This is a genomic window from Streptomyces sp. NPDC002328 (assembly GCF_042890065.1).
GTDB lineage: Bacteria > Actinomycetota > Actinomycetes > Streptomycetales > Streptomycetaceae > Streptomyces.
On sequence record NZ_JBIARQ010000024.1, the window covers coordinates 27,514 to 44,811 of the forward strand.

At 71.8% G+C, this 17,298-nt stretch carries 5 protein-coding genes; 2 read left to right on the forward strand and 3 right to left on the reverse strand.

The features are described from left to right. Window positions 1-13 precede the first annotated feature (13 nt). Complete coding sequence (locus ACFYX4_RS36350; RefSeq protein ID WP_389343012.1) at window positions 14-9,715, reverse strand: polymorphic toxin-type HINT domain-containing protein; 9,702 nt, start codon at window positions 9,713-9,715, stop codon at window positions 14-16. A 378-nt stretch (window positions 9,716-10,093) separates the two neighbouring features. Here ACFYX4_RS36350 and ACFYX4_RS36355 point away from each other — a divergent pair, with 378 nt between their 5' ends. Both ACFYX4_RS36355 and ACFYX4_RS36360 read left to right on the forward strand, forming a co-directional pair. Then, window positions 10,094-12,061 carry a tachylectin-related carbohydrate-binding protein gene (locus tag ACFYX4_RS36355; RefSeq protein WP_389343016.1) on the forward strand — a complete coding sequence of 656 codons (1,968 nt, stop codon included), beginning with the start codon at window positions 10,094-10,096 and terminating at the stop codon, window positions 12,059-12,061. Further along, window positions 12,058-15,519: a LamG-like jellyroll fold domain-containing protein gene (locus ACFYX4_RS36360; RefSeq protein WP_389343019.1), complete on the forward strand. Its 3,462-nt coding sequence runs from the start codon at window positions 12,058-12,060 to the stop codon at window positions 15,517-15,519. The genes ACFYX4_RS36355 and ACFYX4_RS36360 overlap by 4 nt, the downstream gene beginning before the upstream one ends. A gap of 237 nt (window positions 15,520-15,756) precedes the next feature. Here ACFYX4_RS36360 and ACFYX4_RS36365 read toward each other — a convergent pair whose 3' ends face one another. Together ACFYX4_RS36365 and sigK are read right to left on the reverse strand one after the other, a co-directional pair. Next, window positions 15,757-16,497: an anti-sigma factor domain-containing protein gene (locus ACFYX4_RS36365; protein ID WP_389343022.1), complete on the reverse strand. Its 741-nt coding sequence runs from the start codon at window positions 16,495-16,497 to the stop codon at window positions 15,757-15,759. After that, window positions 16,494-17,105, reverse strand: coding sequence for an ECF RNA polymerase sigma factor SigK (gene sigK / locus ACFYX4_RS36370; protein WP_389343025.1), 612 nt, complete (start codon window positions 17,103-17,105; stop codon window positions 16,494-16,496). The genes ACFYX4_RS36365 and sigK overlap by 4 nt, the downstream gene beginning before the upstream one ends. Window positions 17,106-17,298: the final 193 nt, after the last annotated feature.

The window sequence follows — 17,298 nt, forward strand, 5'->3', positions numbered from 1 at the left end:
TCCCGATACGGTGTCACCCGCACCCGCACGAGGGTGTCGCGTCGGTAATGTGCGGACGGAGACGAACGCCAAGATCCTTCTTGGGGTCGAACGCGAACCTGCTGCCCCAGTCCGGTTCATCGATCTTCACACTCTTTCCGGCGTCGTCGTACCACTTGATCTTCCTCCAGTCGCGCTCTCCACTCACGACCGCTCTGGCGATCATCAGCATTTCCTCTTCCGTCGCCTTCGGAGCGATTCCGGTACGTCCGAGGGCCCTGTCGACCGCACCCTCGAAGCCATCGGCGGAGAACCCCTTCATGTTCACGTGCAGGGTCACGTTCCCGTCCCTGACGGCATTCTCCACCGGGCCACGCCACGTTTCGGCCGATTCGTCCAGGAAGTGCTTGAATCCCCTGTCCTTCGAGAACTTCCTGTGCTCGCCTTCATCACGCATTCCCAGCGCCACATCGCAGTTGTGGACGAGAACCGGCGCATTCCCCGCCGCCACATAGTACGTATGCGCCGTATCGACCGTGAGGTTGTAGACCGCCGCCCGCTGCGTCCACGCGCTGACCGCGTCGATCTGGACCCAGGTGCCGGAGCCGGTGCGGAGCCACTGGCCGGGTTTCAGTTCGCCGGCTTTCAGCCACTTCCTCAGGTCCGGCACCCAGAAGGGGTGGCCCGCGGTCGCGGTGATGGTGTCGGTGGCCTCGCCCTTGTCGCCGTCCGTGTCGACCGTGAGTCTGACGAGGTCCTTCTCGCCCTTGCCCTCGATCGTGTCGGTGACCTTCTGCCGGGACGTCCTGCCGGTGGTCGGGTCGGTCGCCAGGACCTCGTCCCCGACCTCGACGTCCTCGATCGGTTTGCGGCTGCCGTCGGCCATCAGCACTTCCGTGCCCGGCACGAAGCTGTTGCCGACGAGATCCGACGCGAGCTGCGCGCACCCGACCGCCGACTCGACGTTGTCGATCGTGTCGCCGACTCTCTCCGCGCCCTTGGCGATGTCGTCCGCGTACTTCGCCGCCTTCGACACCATCCGCCCGGCCCTCGCCGCGCGCACCGCCGCCGCGCCCGCGCCGCCGAGGACGACGGCGCCGACGGTGGCCGCGGCCCAGGCGCAGGCCTCCATGTCGCCCTTGGTGACGCAGTTCTTGATGTCGTTGAAGCCGGTGACCTCGCCGACGACGTTGCCGACCGTCTTGACGCCTTCCCAGACCTCGCCCCAGTCGACCGCCTCCGAGACGGTCTCGACGACGCTGCCGACCTGCTTGACGACCTCGTCGCGGATGGTGTCCACGACCTTGGCGACGTCGGCGACGACCTGGACGGCCGCGCCGACGACGATCGCCGGGAGGTTGGGGTCGCCCGTGACGATGGCCTTGCCGACCGCGATCAGGGGCTTGGCCGCGGCGACCATCTGCGGGATCGGGTTGTGTTTGGCCGCGTAGGAGACCGCGTCCCTGGCCTTCTTCGTGATGTAGACCTTGGCCTGGTAGGCCGCGCGGGCGGCCTGTCTCACCTTCTCGCGGGCCCACTGGGTGACGCCGGTCTTCTGGCCGATCCACCGGGCGGCGCTGACGGTGGCGTCGACGACCCTCTTCAGGCCCGAGGCGCGGTACAGATAGCCGGCCGCCTTTCCGGCATAGCTCAGCGCCTTGCTGAGCGCGGCCCCCGGGTTGCGCACGGCCCACTGCACGCCGTGCCAGACGGACCGCGCCGTCTTGTAGACCGAGGAGTTCTTGATCCGCTTGACGACGGACTTCTTCTTCTTCTCGCACCAGCCCCAGCCGAAGCACGGGAAGTGGCCGTCCGGGTCCGTGTAGTCCAGCGGAGCGCCGGCGCCGTACGTGTACCGGTTGGCGAGGATCGACGCTCCCGAGGTGGACTGGTAGGAGTCGCGGGAGTCGAAGGCGCCGGTGCCCGGGTCGTACCAGCGGGCGTGCATGTTGACCTGGTCGGTGTCCGGGTCGGTCCAGTCGCCCTGGTAGCCGACGTTGCCGTCCGTGTCCCCGGTGCTCGCGGTGCCGCGGACCTGGCCGAAGGGGTCGAAGGCCGTGGACCGGTCGAGGGCCGTCGCCGCGCCGTTCGTCGCCGACATGCTGCCGACGATGTCGCCGTGCTTGTCCTCCAACGTGAGCCGGGCCGCGCCGCCGTTCTCGGCGACCGCCATGAGCTCGTCGGCGGCGCCCCGACCGTACGTCGACGTCTGGTCCTTGACGGGGTCCGGGGTGAAGCCTGCGTAGTCGAAGTCGACGCCGTTGCGGGCGGCGACACGGTCCATCGCGTCGTAGCTGTACTCCGTGCCCGACTCGCCCGCCTTCACCATCCGGTCGAAGGCGTCGAAGCTGAACTGCTCCGTGAGGCCCGAGCTGGTACGGGTCGCCAGTGTGCCGCGCGGCGTGTGGTCGTAGGTGTAGTCGCCGTCGGACAGCAGCCGGTTGCGCTCGTCGAACGCGGCGGTCTTGGCGCCGTTCTTCACGCGGTTGCCGCTGTCGTCCCAGCCGTACTCCGTGGTGGCGCCGTCGGCGGTCCAGGACGTGAGGCGGCCGGCGTGGTCGTAGCCGTAGGTGCTGGTTCCGGGTTTGGCCGTGCCTGCCGTGGTCTTCGACGTCAGGTGGTCGTCGGTGTCGTAGCCGTAGTCGGTCGACGCCATCGTCTGGCCGGCGCTGTTCTTCAGCGCGTCGGTGTCGAGCCGGCCGAGGTCGTCGTAGGTGAAGGAGCGGGACTGGCCGGAGGCGTAGTCGACCTTCTTGACCACGCCCGCGCCGTCGTAGGTGTAACTCTGCCTCACACCGGTCAGCGGGTCGGTCGCCGAGGTCAACTGCTGCTTGGCGTAGGTGAAGACGGCGGTGCCGGCCGCGTCGGTGCGGCTGGTGAGCAGGCCGTCGCCGTTGTACTCGTAGGTGGCGTCGCCGGACGGTCCGGTCGCCTTCAGCAGTCCGCCCCGGTCGTTGTACTCGTAGGCGTTGTCGCCCTTGGGGGACGAGGCCTTGACCACGCGGCCCGCCGGGTCGTACGCGAACCGCTTCTCGGGGGTGGCCGCTTCGGCGCCCGAGCCGGTCTCGCGGACCAGCTGGCCGGCCTTGTCGTACTCGCGCTCGCGGACCACGTCGCCGGGCGCGGTGAGCTTCACCGGCCGGCCGACGGCGTCGTACGCGGTGGTCCAGGTGCGCGCCTGCGGCACCGGGTCACGGGCCGTCGCGGGCTCGATCACCGACTCGGCGAGGCCGAGCGTGTTGACCGTGTAGATCGTCGTGTTGCCGCGGCCGTCGGTGTAGCGGGTGCGGTTGCCGAGCGCGTCGTAACCGAACGACGTGGTGATGGACTTGGTGCCGGAGACCGGCTCGGTCTGGCTGGTCAGCCGGTTCATCGCGTCGTACGCGTAGGTCGTCGTGCGGTTCAGCGGGTTGGTCGACGTGACGAGGTTGCCCGCCTTGTCGTAGGTGTAACTCACCTTGCGGAGCTGGCTGTTGACGGGGTCCAGGTCCTGGTCCTGGACGAGTTGGCCGAGTTGGTCGTAGATCTTCGCCGAGGTGCGGCCCATGCCGTCGGTGCGGCGCACCTCGCGGCCCGAGGCGTCGTAGCCGAGCTGGGTGACGACGCCGCTCGGCTCCTGGAGTCTGGTCAGCTGACCGAGCCCGTCGTAGGTGTACTGGCCGGCCGCGCCGCTCGGGGAGGTCTGCTTCACCACGTTGCCCGCGTCGTCGTACTCGGTGCGGGCGGTGAAGGCGCCGGGCTGCGGCCTGCGTTCGATCTGGGTGGTGGTGACCGGGCGGTCGAGGTCGTCGTACGTCGTCTCGGCGCGGGCGCCGTTCGGGTCGGTGACCGACAGGACCTGTCCGGTGCGGGTGTACGTGTACGTCCACCGCCCGCGCTCGTCGCCGGCGCCGACGGGCACGTCCTTGGCGGTGAGCCGGTTCTGGCGGTCGTACTCGAACTTCGTCACGCGGCCGAGCGGGTCTTCCGTCTCGGTGACGTTGCCGAGCGCGTCGTACGTGTGGGTGACCGTCGGGGCGACCGTCTGCGACGAACCGGGCGCGGTGTAGGCGGGCGCGGTCGCGGTGACGGCGCGGCCGAGCCGGTCGTAGGCGGTGCGGTTCATGCGGCCGAGCGCGTCGACGGACTCGGTGACCGCGCCGAAGGTGTCGTAGCCGGTGAAGGTGGCGGGCCGGGTCGTGACGGGCTCGCCGCCGCCGGACTCGGTCCGGACGGCGGGCGCGGTGACGGAGACCGCCCGGCCCAGCTCGTCGTACCCGTACTCGGTCTTGCCGCCCGCCGGGTCGGTCTTGGACGTGGTGAGTCCGCGGTCGTCGTAGGTGTAGAGCGTGGTGCGCGAGTCGGCGCCGTTCTCGACCGTCTCGTGGGTGACGTTGCCCGAGTCGTCGTACTGGTAGCGGACGGAGTCGCCGGTGACGCCGACCGGCCAGGGCACGTTGGAGGGGGAACCGCTGGAGGCGGTGGTCTCCACGTTGCCGGCGAGGTCGTAGGTGTAGGTGGTGCGCCTGGCCAGCCCGGCGGGGTCGGAGACCTCGGACTTCACCCGGCCGACGGCGTCGTAGGTGTACGCGGTGACGAGCGTGCCGTTGGCGCTCGTCTCGGTCAGCACGTTGCCCGCGCCGTCGTAGGTGGTGGACTCCACGACGATGTCGCGCTTGGTGCCGTCGGGGTTGTGGAAGTCCTTGAGCGTGATCGACTTGACCAGGTCGTCGCCGTAGTACTGGTAGACGAGCGAGCGGCCCATCGAGTCGGTGTGCCGGACGAGCCGGCCGCCCATGTCGTAGGCGTACGACTGGAGGACGGTGTGGCTTTCGTCGCCCCCGTCGTCGTCCCAGTCGCGCAGCCGGGTCTCGGCCATCATGTTGCGCGCGGTGTAGACGTAGTCGAAGTGGTTGCCGCCCGCGTCCACCATCGAGGTCTTGTTGCCGAAGACGTCGTAGGTGTACGTCGTCTCGCTGCCCTCGGCGTCGGTGACCCGCTCGGGGCGGCCGTGGTCGTCGAGTTCGAACGCCATCGTGCGGGTGGCGTCGCCGCCCAGCAGGTCGCTGATCTCGGTGCGCACCACGTTGCCGTCGGCGTCGTAGGCCGTGCTGGTCTTCTGCTGGTGCCGGCCGGAGGTGACGGCGTTGAACGCCGCCGGGTCGGTGAGGGTGGCGACCCTGGAGAGCTTGTCGTAGGTGAACGTGGACGTGGTGCCGGACGGGTGGGCGTCCGTGACGACGGTCTCCGTGAGCTTGCGGCCCAGCGCGTCGTACGTGTACTTGGTGATCCGGCCGGACGGCTCGGTCACCCAGGCCAGGTCGCCGTTCTTGTAGTACTGGTAGCGGGTGGTCTTGCCGCGCGGGTCGGCGGTGGTCAGCGGCAGCCCGGTGGGCGTGTTGCCGCCGCCGACGGCCGGTTCGGCGCCGGTCGTGTAGGTGTTGCGGGCCGTGCCGCCGTCGGCGGCGGTCTGCGTGAGCAGGGCGCCGCTGGTGTTGTACGTGTACTGGGTGCGGAAGCGGTTGTCGGTCGGGCCGGACGAGCGGCCGTCGCGGGTCTCCGACGGCTGGTCGCCCCGCAGGTCGAAGTCGCCCGTCGTCGCCGGGTAGGCGGTGTACGAGGTCTGGCAGTCGCCCGCGGCGCGGCAGGTGGTGCGGCTGGTGACGTTGCCGCGGTCGTCGTAGCCGAGGGTGACCTTGTCGCCGTTCTCGCTGGTGATCCCGGTCTGGTAGCCGTTGTCGTCGTACTGGAAGAGGCGGATGGCGACGCCGTCGGCGGGGTGCCGGACGAAGTCGGGCTCGCTGCCGCCGTCTCCGGGCGGGTTGGTGCAGAACGCCGGGTCGCCCGGGTCGGGTTGGGTGCAGATCTGGCCGGGTCCGGTGGGCGACGGGGACGGGGCCGCGGTGCCGGACTCGCGGGCGCCGAGGGCCATCGGCTCGCCGTAGCGCAGCAGCCGCGAGGACAGTCCGTCGTACTCGTAGAAGTACGGGGCGTCCATCGGGTCGTGGACCTCGACGGTGCGGCGCAGATCCTTGTCGTTGCCGAAGACGGCGGGGGTCCCGATCTTCCAGGTGCCGCCGTTGCGGTCGGTGTACTCCTCGACCCGGTCGCGCGAGGCGTCGTACTGAACTTCGGAGGCGGTCCGGCCGCTCGGCAGCGTCGTCTTCGTCAGGACGTCGGCGGCCCGGCCGGCCTCGCGGTAGTGGGCCGTGACGGCCGCGGAGCCCAGCGGGTGGTGGTAGACGGCGACGTCGTCGACGGTGCCCGCGAAGGATCTGGCGGCGGTGGAGCCCCAGCCGGGCCAGGCGGCGGGGGTGGTGGCGTGGGCGGCGCCGATCTGGTTGTGGGTGAGGTTCGTCTGGAGGGGCTGCTTCCCGGCGATGCTGCCGGAGAGCCTGCCGTCCAGGTAGAGGCTCTGGGTGGAGCCGGACAGGGACAGCACCGCGTGGTGCCACTGGCCGTCGTTGACGTTCTTGGAAATGTCGGTGATCGGCTCGACCGCGCCGGTCCAGAACTGGCCGCGCAGCTTTCCGTCGGCGCCGACGTACAGCATGGGGACGCCGGTGCCGGGGGCGGTGCCCCAGGCCTTGTCCTGGTAGCCGACCAGGGGTCCGCCGGCCCCGGCGGCGATCGTCTTGAACCAGACCTCCACGGCGGCGTCCCGGCTCTTCTTCACCGTGCCGGCGGGCAGGTCGATCCGTGAGGTGGAGCCGTTGAAGGTGACGGCGGTGCCGGGGTCGCCGGCGATCGCGCCCGGGGCGTTGAGCGTGACGTTCTGGTAAGTGCCGCGGTCCTTGCCGAGGTTGGCCTCGTTGGCGCTGCCGGCGGCGGTGCCCTCGTCCTCGCCGAGGCGCCAGTAGGACTCGGGGCGGGAGTCGAGCACGGTGGTGCGGTAGTGGCTGCCGGTGCCGTAGGCGTACTGGGTGCAGCCGTTCAGCGGGTCGCAGACCTTGTCCAGCAGATCGCCGGTGTAGGTGTACGTCCAGGTCAGCGGGGCGCCGTCGACGGCGGTCGTCTGCACCCTGGTGACATGCGCGCCGGTCCAGGTGAAGGTCAGCGAGCGGGTCGTCCGGTTGTTCGTCGCGGTCGCGATCTTCCCGGCGCTGTAGGTGTAGGAGACCGCGTTGGAGTACGGGTCGGTGATCTTGGCCAGCAGTCCGGAGGAGCTGAAGTCGTACGTCGTGCCGGACTTGTCCTGGAGCTTGTAGGCGCTGGTCGCCGAGTCGAAGGTCAGCTTGGCGAAGCGGCCGGGCGGCGGGGCGAAGGTGCCGTCGGCGTTCCTGCCGAAGCGGACGTCCTGGCCGTCGGGGTAGCGGATGACGACATTGCCCGTGCCGTCGTCGTCGGGCGTGAGCCGCATGTCGTAGCGGGTCGTCCAGCCCGCGCCGAAGGCGAGGTCACGCCGTGGGTCGAGGCTGTTGTAGGTGCGGATCAGGGTGAGCTCGGGGCCGACGCCGGCGACGGAGGCGTCGACCGCGCTGGAGGTGAAGTTGCCGACGTTCGGGTCGAACTCCCTGCCCTGCGCCTCGGAGAGCCGCGAGGTGATCTCGGGCTGCGGCACGGCGGCGACCAACGCCACCTGGGCGGTGGGCACCTCGTTGCTCGCGTCCTTGACGAAGCCGCGCCACAGATAGGTCTTGCCCCACTTCAGCCGTCCGGAGGGGACGGGGTAGGCCGAACTCGTCTGATAGGCGGAGGTGGTGCAGCCGGTCGGCTTGCCGTCCTTGTCCGACTCGCAGAGCTCGAACTTGTACTGGAGCGCGGAGCCGGGCGGCGCGTCGATGTCGGTGCCCGCCGCCCACAGCTGCGGGGTCAGGGTCTGGGCCTGGTAGCCGTTCGGCGGGGACTGCTCTTTGACCACCGGAGCGATGTCGAAGACCTGGATGGTCAGCCGGCCCGGCGGCACGTGCTCGTCGGTGAAGACCTTGCCGCCCTGGCGCACCATGGTGAAGTCGAGCAGGTAGACGCCGGGCGGGAGCGCCTTGATCGTGGCGTCGACGGTCGTCTTGGCGCCGTGGGCCACATTGCCGGTGAGGCTGCCCGCGCGCTGCTGAGTGACCAGCTTGCCCTTCTTGTCGTACGCCCGGTAGGCCAGGTAGTAGGCGGACGGCGTCCAGGTCTCGGCGCCCTTGTTGGTGACGGAGATCTTCACCTTGCCGGCCTGGTTCTGAAGCACCGGCGGGTCGGGGACGGGCTTGGGGAAGCCGTAGGACGCGTTGTACGGGGAGTGGGTGACGTACAGCTTGGGCGGGTTGGCCGTGGCGTGGCCGGTGAGCTTCTTGAACCCGAGCGGGTCGGTGGCGGAGGCCCGCAGCGACAGGCCGTGGTTGGCCTGCGTGCCGTTCACCCAGCGCTGCACCAGGTCGCGGCCGCCCTTGCCGAGGTCGAAGAGCTCACCGGCGGCGGGGCAGGCGGACTGCGACTGTCCGAGGCCGATGTAGCCGTAGGCGAAGGACTTCGAGGCGAGCGCGCCGCCCACCGAGGGGCCGGGGTAGGCGGTGCCGGTGCCGGCGGTCCAGGACTGGGTCACGGGGTGGACGGAGACCGAACGCGGCTTGCAGGAGGCCGAGTCGAAGTTCACGACCTGGAGCTGCACGCCGAAGATCTGGTGGTGCCTGAGCTCCTCGTCGAGTCCGGGGAAGCCGAGGTACGCGGCGGAGGCCCCGTTCGGGCCCTTGCCGACGTGCAGTTCGCTGGAGCCGACGACGGAGCCGCCGCTGCGGACCGTCATGGAGGTGGAGGCGGACGTGGTGTCGACGGAGGGGTCCACGCGGACGGGGTAGGCGCGGGCCGGGTCGGCGAGCCAGTCCCGGTCGGCGGTGACCTTCAACGCCTGTCCGCCGCCCTGCTGTTGGACGAGCTCGTACGTGACGGCCTGCGAGACGGCGTGGGCGGCGTCCTCCATGAACCCGGCCGGTACGACGGCGCGGGTGCGGCCCTGGGCGTCGGTCAGCAGCATCGATCCGCCGTCGATCCGGGCGGTGAGGCCGTCGAGGTGGAGCGGGAAGACGAAGCTGTTCGGGGCGGTGGCCGACTTGAGGACGAGCGTCTCCTTGACGCCGCCTGCCTGTGAGTCGAGCCAGAGGTCGGTCTCGGGGAGCACCTGCCCGTAGCTGACGCGGGCGCCGTCCGCGATGCCGGGCACGGAGGCGGCGCCGCTCAGTCCATAGCCGAAGGACTCGCCGGACGGCAGGGTGACGGTGGCGAGCTCTTCGGCGTCGGCCCGGTCGGCGAAGCGCAGGGCCACGGAGTCGGCGGCGTTCGCCCAGCCGCCTCCCCGCTCGACGAGCGCGCTGTCGATGGGGTGCCAAGCCCCTTTGCCGTCCTGGTAGTTGACGGGGTCGGTGGAGATCTCGCTGGTGCGGGTGCCGTCCTCGTTGGCGTACGTACGGCTGTGGGCGTCCCGCTCCGGGACGATCTCCTCGCTGGTCCTGCGGTCGAAGCCCTTGACCTGTGCGGGAGCCGGCGTGGTGACCTCGACCGCGTTCTCGCGGACCGTGGGCCGGGCGGCGGACTGGCTCTTCAGCGGGTACTTGGCGCGCAGGGTTCGCGGCGCGTCGTCGTTGCGCGTGCCCCCCGCCATGTGGCCGAGCCCCTCGGCGCTGCCCCAGCGCTGGCCGGGGCCCTTCGCGGCGGCCGGCTTCTCCGGGAAGAGCGGGATCCCCACCCCCGCGATGCCGAGCGAGCCGACGGCGATCACCGCTGTCACGGCGAGCGCGATGGCCGTGCCCCAGCGGGACCGCAGGAGTCTTGGCATCAGTAACGTGCGCGCGAGTGTCCGGTACGCCGGCACGGCCCCCCCACAGGACGAACGAGTGACCACCGGTCGAACGGGTGATCACACGGGAGCCTGACGGTTCGCCGGTCGCACTGTCGACTCATTGACGAGTCCATTCATCTGAGCGTTACCCCGCCGTGATCACCCCCGTGCGGCCCTGAACTCCGGCCTCCCGTCGGCTGATCGCGTCTGACCTCCGAGAACGCCCCATCGACGGCGGCTAAGTTGACGCTCAATCAACTAGACATCAAACATTGACGGTTGGCGTCGCCGTTCACCTTCAAGATCCCTATCAGAGACCTTTGTTCACCTGGTTGAAAGGGCAGCGTTCACCGTCGGACGCCTAACGTCCACGCCATGAATCGGACTTCACCTCGCACCCTCGTCACCGCCACCGCCCTGGCCGCGGCGCTGGCGACGGCGCTTCCCCTCACCGGCGCGCTGCCCGCCGCGCCCGCCGCGGCCGCCGTGTCGCTGACCTGCGGCGCCAGTGGGGCCGCGTACACCCTGGACTCCGCCGGCAAACTGAGCAGACTCGACATGCCGGACCCCGCGGTCGGCAACGCCCTGCCCGCCGGCAGCACCATCGACACCACCTGGACCGGCTACGGCCATATGCTCGCCGGCCCCGGCGCGACCTTCTACGGCATCAAGGCGGACGGGCTGTACTACAGCCACCGGGTCAGCTCCAGCGCCACCTGGGACGTCCACCACCGGAAGATCAGCTCCAGCTTCGCCCAGTTCCGGGCCGCCGACCGGATCGACGACATCACCATCGACCGCGGCGGCAACATATGGACGCTCTCCGGCGCGACGAGCGACCTGCGCTGGTACCGCTACGACGCGACCGCCGACGAGTTCGTCGAGGGCAGCGGCAAGATCGTGGACAAGGGCTGGAACTACGACGCCGTCTTCGCGGGCGACCGCGGCGTCGTCTACGGCCGTGACGCGACCGACGGCAAGCTCTACCGCTCGCGCTACGACCACACCAGCCAGCGGTGGATCGAACGCCATGTCCTGGAGTCCTCCGCCGACTGGAGCGACACCAAGTTCATGCCGTCGTACGGCGGTGACACGCTGCTGCGCGTCAAAGGCAGCGGCGCGGTCGCGTACTACCGCTTCGACGAGGACATCCGCGACTGGCCCGTCTACAACAAGCAGGTGGAGGCGTCCGGCTGGGCCGGCTTCGTCTCCGTCTCGGCCGCGCCCGACATCTGCCGGCTCAACGTCAACCACACGCCCGCGGCCACCCCGGTGCCGCTGGAGTCGCACACCCCGAACTCCGTCATGCAGGCCTCGGACGGCAAGCTGGAGCTCGCCTACACCGACAACATCGGCCGGCTGGTCCACGGCCGCACCGACCCGGCCGACATCAACGGCGCCCAGTGGACGGTGATCTCGGGCCAGGAGGCGTTCACCGGCCGGCCTTCGTTCTCCGAGCACACCGACGGCCGTGTCGTCGTCACCGCCCACAACACCTCCGGCAGCGTCTGGCAGCGCAATCAGAGCGCCAAGGGCTCCGCCGACTGGGGCAACTGGATCGACCTGGCGGGCGCCATGCGGCACCACGCCGTCACCGGCAGGACCCCCGGCGGGCTGATGGCCCAGTTCGCCCTCGACGCGAACGGCAAGCCCTGGTACCGCATCCAGCAGCGCGCCAACGTCGACTTCATGGGCTGGATGCCGCTCTCCGGCACCGGCCTCACCGGCCCCCTCACCGCGGCCACCGTGCGCGACGGCATCCAGCTCTTCGGCCGGAAGGCCGACGGCACCCTCGCCACCGCCCTCTTCAAGGAGGCGGGCACGCTCTCCGCGTGGACCTCCATGGGATCCCAGGCCATCGCGGGCACGCCGTCGGTCGTCGTCTACCCCGGCTACCGCATGCGCGTCTTCGCCACGGACGCGAACGGCGCCGTGGTCACCGCCGGCCAGTCCGCCGAGGGCGGCGCCTACGGAACCTGGGAGACCGTCGCCGGGGTCACCGCACAGGGCTCCCCCAGCGCCGTCATCTCCCCGCTGACCGGCCTCACCGAGATCGTCGTCCGCGGCGCCGACGGCACCGTCCACAACACCGGCGAGACCACCCAGGGCAGCGGCGCATGGCGCGCCTGGCAGCAGGTGGGCTTCGAGGCCTCGGCCACCGAGCCGACCGCCTTCACCTACACCAACGCCACCGGACCGACCTGGGCCTACACCTTCCGTACCGCCGACAACCAGACCCGCATCTACCAGGTCCAGCAGACCTCCTCGCTCGGCGCGCTGCGCGCCGAGGCCGACACGCCGGACTTCCAGGGCGTCAAGCTGCCCGCCCCGCCGGTCAAGTGATCACACTGCGGAAGAGGCCAGGTCGTCACCGCGGGCCTCACCTCGGGGCCGCACCGCAGCAGAAAGGTCTGACCGCACTGTCCCGGCTACGCTTACGCGGCCTCGGCGCCGCCCTCGTCACCCTGACCCTGGTCCTCCTCGGAGCCGTCGCCCCGCCCGCCGTCGCGAGCGGCACACAGCCGTCCGCCGACGGGCTCATCGGCACCGAACAGATCCTCTACCGCTCCGGAACCGCCGGCTACGGCTGCTTCCGCATCCCCACGATCGTCCGGACGAAGACGGGCACGCTGCTCGCCTTCGCCGAGGCGCGCCGCTCGCCCTCCTGCGCCGACCGGGGCGCCATCGACATCGTCGTCCGCCGCTCCACCAACGGCGGCCGCACCTGGGGCCCCGTCCGCGTGGTGCTCGCCGGCGGCGACACCGATCCGGAGACGCCCTACACCCGCGGCAACCCCTCCCCCGTGGCCGACCTGCGCACCGGCGACGTCCATCTGCTCTCCACGTCGGAACCGGCCGAGCCGGGCGGCAAACGGCTGCCGCGGGTCCAGCGCAGCACCGACGACGGGCTGACCTTCGGCGCGCCGAAGCCGCTGCCGCGGCTGTCGCACCCGCAGGACGGCTGGTTCGGCACCGGCCCCGCGCACGGCGTCCAGCTCAAGCGCGGCCCCAAGGCGGGCCGGCTGGTGGTCGGGGCGTACGAGTCGCCCCCGCGGGCCGGCCAGGATCCCCAGCTCGTCGGGGTGCTCTACAGCGACGACGGCGAGGAGTGGTTCGCGAGCGCCACGGCCGACTCCTTCGCACCCGGCGTGCTGCCGGGCGAGCCGACCGTCGCCGAACTCGACAACGGGCAGGTGTACATCAACGCCCGCAACAACAACGGCACTTCGTCCGGCCACCGGACGCACGCCGTCAGCGCCGACTCCGGGACGACCGTGCCCGCGCAGCAGGTCGTGCCCTCGCTCACCACGCCCGAGGTGCAGGCGTCGGTCCTCGCGCTGGAGCAGACGTACCGGGCCACACCCGGTGACACGCTGGTCCTCTCGGCGCCCTCGCACCCGAAGGACCGCCAGCACATGCGGATCCGCTACTCCACGGACCGGGGCGCCACCTGGCAGGACGCCGCGCAGATCAACGCCAAGCGGGCCGGCTACTCGGACCTGGTCGAGCTGACCGACGGCGAGATCGGCCTGGTCTACGAGGGCGGCGACGGCTTCTCCGCCGCCAACGTCTACTTCAACCGGTTCACCCCGGCGGCGGCCGGCGTGCCGGGCGTCTTCACCGGCAGGGTGCACCCGCAGGCCTCCCCGGCCGCGGGCCGCACCACCCCGGACGGCACGCCCGACGCCAACGACGCCTATCTGGCTGGAGGTTCGGCGCTCGACACCGGCGGACGCCTGGGCAACGCCCTGGCCCTCGACGCCGCCGGCGAGTACGCCGACGTGCCGTACGCGCCGGGGATCGACCCGGGCGACGGCGACTTCACCTACTCGCTGTTCTTCAAGTACCGGGCCCAGCCCGGCGAGACCCAGCAGCGGGCACTGATGTGGGCCTATGGGTACGGCGCGGCGAAACCCCAGGTGTGGGTGCGCGCGCAGCCCGGTCAGGACCGGCTCTACGCCTGGGTGCAGGGCGTCGGCGGCGGCGCGTCCACCGCGCTGGCCGACGCCGGCGCCTCGACCGCGTTCGGCGACGACGCCTGGCACCATCTGACGCTGGTGCGCAGCGGCGGACAAATCACGCTCTCGGTGGACGGCACGTCCTCGGCGCAGGCCACCGGGGTGGCGGGGTCGGTCAGCGCCGACCGCGCCGCCGGCGTCGACGGGATCCGGCTCGGGGCCAGGCCCGACGCCTCGGCCGGCGAGCCCTTCACCGGCGGCCTGGACGAGTTCCGCGTGTACCGCGGCGCGCTGACGGACGCCCAGCTCGCCGAGTTGCGGACGGGGCTCGCGCCCGCTTCCGCCGACGATTCGCTCGCTCTGCGGCTGCCGTTCCAGGTGATCGACACGGCCGAGGTGCCCGCGCTGACCTCGGTCGCGATCGAGGACGACGTCTCGGGCCACTGCGCCGACGGCACGCTGCTGGGCGGGGTGCCCGGTGAGGTGGCCGGCCGGGTCGGCAAGGGCGCGATCTCCGTCTCGGCGTCCCGTCCCGGGGTCGAGACGCCGTATCTGCCGGCCCTCGACGTCGGCGCCGGCGACTTCACCTACACCCTGTGGTTCCGGCACAGCCTGACCGAGACCGACGCGAGCGCCGCGCTGCTGTGGGCCTACGGCTCGGTCCCCGGCGAGCCCTCGCTGTGGGTACGGGCGCAGCCGTCCCAGCGGCGGCTGCTCGCCTGGGCCGAGACGCCCGCGGGTCCGGTGCAGGCGGCGCTCGGGGACACCGGCCCGTCGGCCGCCTTCGGGGACGGCGCCTGGCATCTGCTGGCGATCACCCGCAGCGGCGGCACGCTGCGGCTGAGCGTCGACGGGACCGCGGCCGCCGAGGCGACCGGGCTGTCCGGTGCGCTGACCTCGGCGGCGACGCCGGAGGGGCTGCGGGTCGGCTCCAAGCCGGGCGACCTCGACGTGTTCACCGGCTCCCTGGACGAGGCGCGGCTCTACCGGCGCGCGTTCACGACGGCCGAGCTGACCCGGATCGCGCAGTCCGCCGTCGGCTCCGTGGGCGGCTACCCGGCCGACCGGCCCGCGCTGTCGTGGTCCATGGAGAACGGCCACACCGAGGCGCACCAGGTGGTCAGACCGGCGGCGGGCCCGGCGACCCCGGACTCGTCGGCGCGCTGCAACCACGCCTTCGTACGGGGCGGAGCCCGGCCCGCGGCTTCGGCCGGGGGCGGCAGGTTCGGCGCGGGCCTTCCCCTGGACGGCACGGACGACTCCGTCGAGCTGCCGTACGGCGCGGACGAGGCGCTCGGCTCCCGTGACTTCACCGTCGCGACCTGGCTGCGCTACACGGCCGGGCAGACGAGCGCCAACCAGGTCGTCTTCTGGGCGTACGGGGTCGGCGGCGCGGAACGGCAGGTGTGGCTGCGGGCGCAGCCGGGCCAGGACCGGCTCGCCGCGGTGCTTCAGACGGACACGGCGACGACCACCGTGTACGTCGGCGACGGCAGCGCGGCCCATGCCTTCGGTGACGGCGCCTGGCACCATGTGGTGCTCCAGCGCTCCGGCGGGAAGCTCAGTGTGTCGGTGGACGGCGGGCCGTCCGGCGAGGCCGTGGCTCCGGCCGGTTCGGTGACGTACGAGGACGGCTTCGCCGTGCTCGGTCTCCACCTGGGGGCCAGGCCGGACGGCTTCGACCGGCTCAAGGGCTCCCTGGACGAGTTCCGCCTGGTGCGGCGGGCGCTGACGGCGGAGGAACTGACCGCCCTGCGCACGTCCAACGCGGACACCGGGACGGCCACCGCGGTCCGGCTCCCGTTCGAGACGCTGTCGCCTCGGCCGTACGCCCGGATGTAGGCCGGGTCTGCGGGCAGGGGGTATCCGCGTGCAGGGCGTGTCCGCGTGCATGGCATGTCCGCGTGCATGGCGTGTCCGCCGGTCGCCGTCAGGGCGTGCGCGGGCGGGCGGGCGGACGGGCGGTCGGACGGTCGAGCGAGCGGGCGGGCGGGCGGTCGGACGGGCGGACGGCGGTCGGGGGGCGAGCGCTCTGCGGGAGCGCCCGGCCGCCCCCCACCTCCTCCCCCCGCCTCCTCCTCACGCCGCGATGGAGATCACGCCGAGCGGGGCGGTCGTCGGCTGGGGGGAGCCGCCGGCCGGTTCCACGGTGATGCCCACGGCGGTGGCCCCGGCGAGGGGGCCGTCCAGGACGCGGGTCTGGCGGCCGCCCGCCGACGGCAGCAGGCCCGCCGGGCGGAAGCCGCCCGATCCGGCGTACCAGAGCTGGTAGACCCGGTCGCCGGTGAGCGGGGGCAGGCCGGTGGCGACGAACGCGGCACGGCCCCGCGCCCGGGAGGCGACCACGCTCGCGGTCCCGCCGTGCGTGAGGTCCCCGGTGGTGATGGTGGCGTCGGGAGCGGTCAGCACCCCGGCGAGCTGCCGGTAACCGGCGCGGGCCCGCGCGGACTGCTCACGCGCGGTGTCGGCCTGCGAGTTCTGCCACCAGGCGACGCCCCCGAGAGCCGCGGCCGCCGCCACGGACGCGGCCAGCGCCAGCCGGAGGATCCGCTGCCGGCGAATCCGGGACGCGGGGACGGGCGACCGGTCCTGGCGTACGGCGGCGATCTGGTCGAGCACCCGGCGGCGCAGCTCAGCGGGGGGCGGGCTGGACTCGGCCGCGCCCAGCTCGACGGCCGCCCTGGACAGCTGTTCGACCTCCTGGCGGCAGGCGTCGCAGCCGGCCAGGTGGTTCTCGAAGGCGGCTTCCTCGTCGGGCGGCAGCGCGTGCAGCACGTACGCGCCGACATCGAGGTGGGGGTCGTCGTCGATGCGGTTCACGAACCGGCCTCCAGACAGTCGTGCAGTCGCTGCAACCCCCGGCGCATCCGCGACTTGACGGTTCCGGCCGGCGTCGAGAGCGCCTCGGCGACCTCCGCGTACGTCAGCCCCTCGTAGTAGACGAGCACCAGCGGCAGCCGCAGCTCGGCGGCGAGCCGGGCCAGACAGCGGAAGACCGTGCGCTGCTCCTCCCGCGCCTCGACCTCCTCGGCGACGGCGTCGAAGGACCGTTCCTGCTCCAGGACCGCGGCGCGCAGCTCCCGGGCGCGGCCGGCCACGGCGGACCGTACCCGGTCCACCGCGCGGCGGTGCGCGAGGGTGAGCACCCAGGACCGGGCGGCCCCGCGCTCCGGATGGAACCGCTCGGCGGTCCGCCACACCTCCACCATCACGTCCTGGGTCACCTCCTCCGCCTGGGCCTTGTCCCGCACCACGCGCCAGGCCAGTCCCATCACCTGGTGCGCGAGGCCGTCGTACACCCCGGCGAACGCCTGTTCGTCGCCGTCGGCGGCACGGATCAGCAGCTCGTCCAGCCTGGAGTCGTCCGGGGACCCGCCCCACCGCTCCCGTGCGTCGCCTTCCGCCCGAGCGCCGGTTCCACGGCCCATCGCACCTCCTCGGCTCAGGTCGACACTGGCCCTCATCCACGAGGAGCGCATCCGGTCAGAAGCCGTACGACTGACGGATTCACCTGCCTGCCGCCCCGGGTTGGCATGCACTGACAACGAGTTGGCGCTGGCCTACCACGACATCCCACGCGTCACGCACGACACTCGAGTCGCGAACTCGACGGCTCGGCGG

What these genes read in the sequence shown, in the direction of transcription:
- ACFYX4_RS36350 (WP_389343012.1), bottom strand. Translation starts at nt 9,715, where the DNA reads ATGCCAAGACTCCTGCGGTCCCGCTGGGGCACGGCCATCGCGCTCGCC.
- sigK (WP_389343025.1), bottom strand. Translation starts at nt 17,105, where the DNA reads ATGGGCCGTGGAACCGGCGCTCGGGCGGAAGGCGACGCACGGGAGCGG.
- ACFYX4_RS36355 (WP_389343016.1), top strand. Translation starts at nt 10,094, where the DNA reads ATGAATCGGACTTCACCTCGCACCCTCGTCACCGCCACCGCCCTGGCC.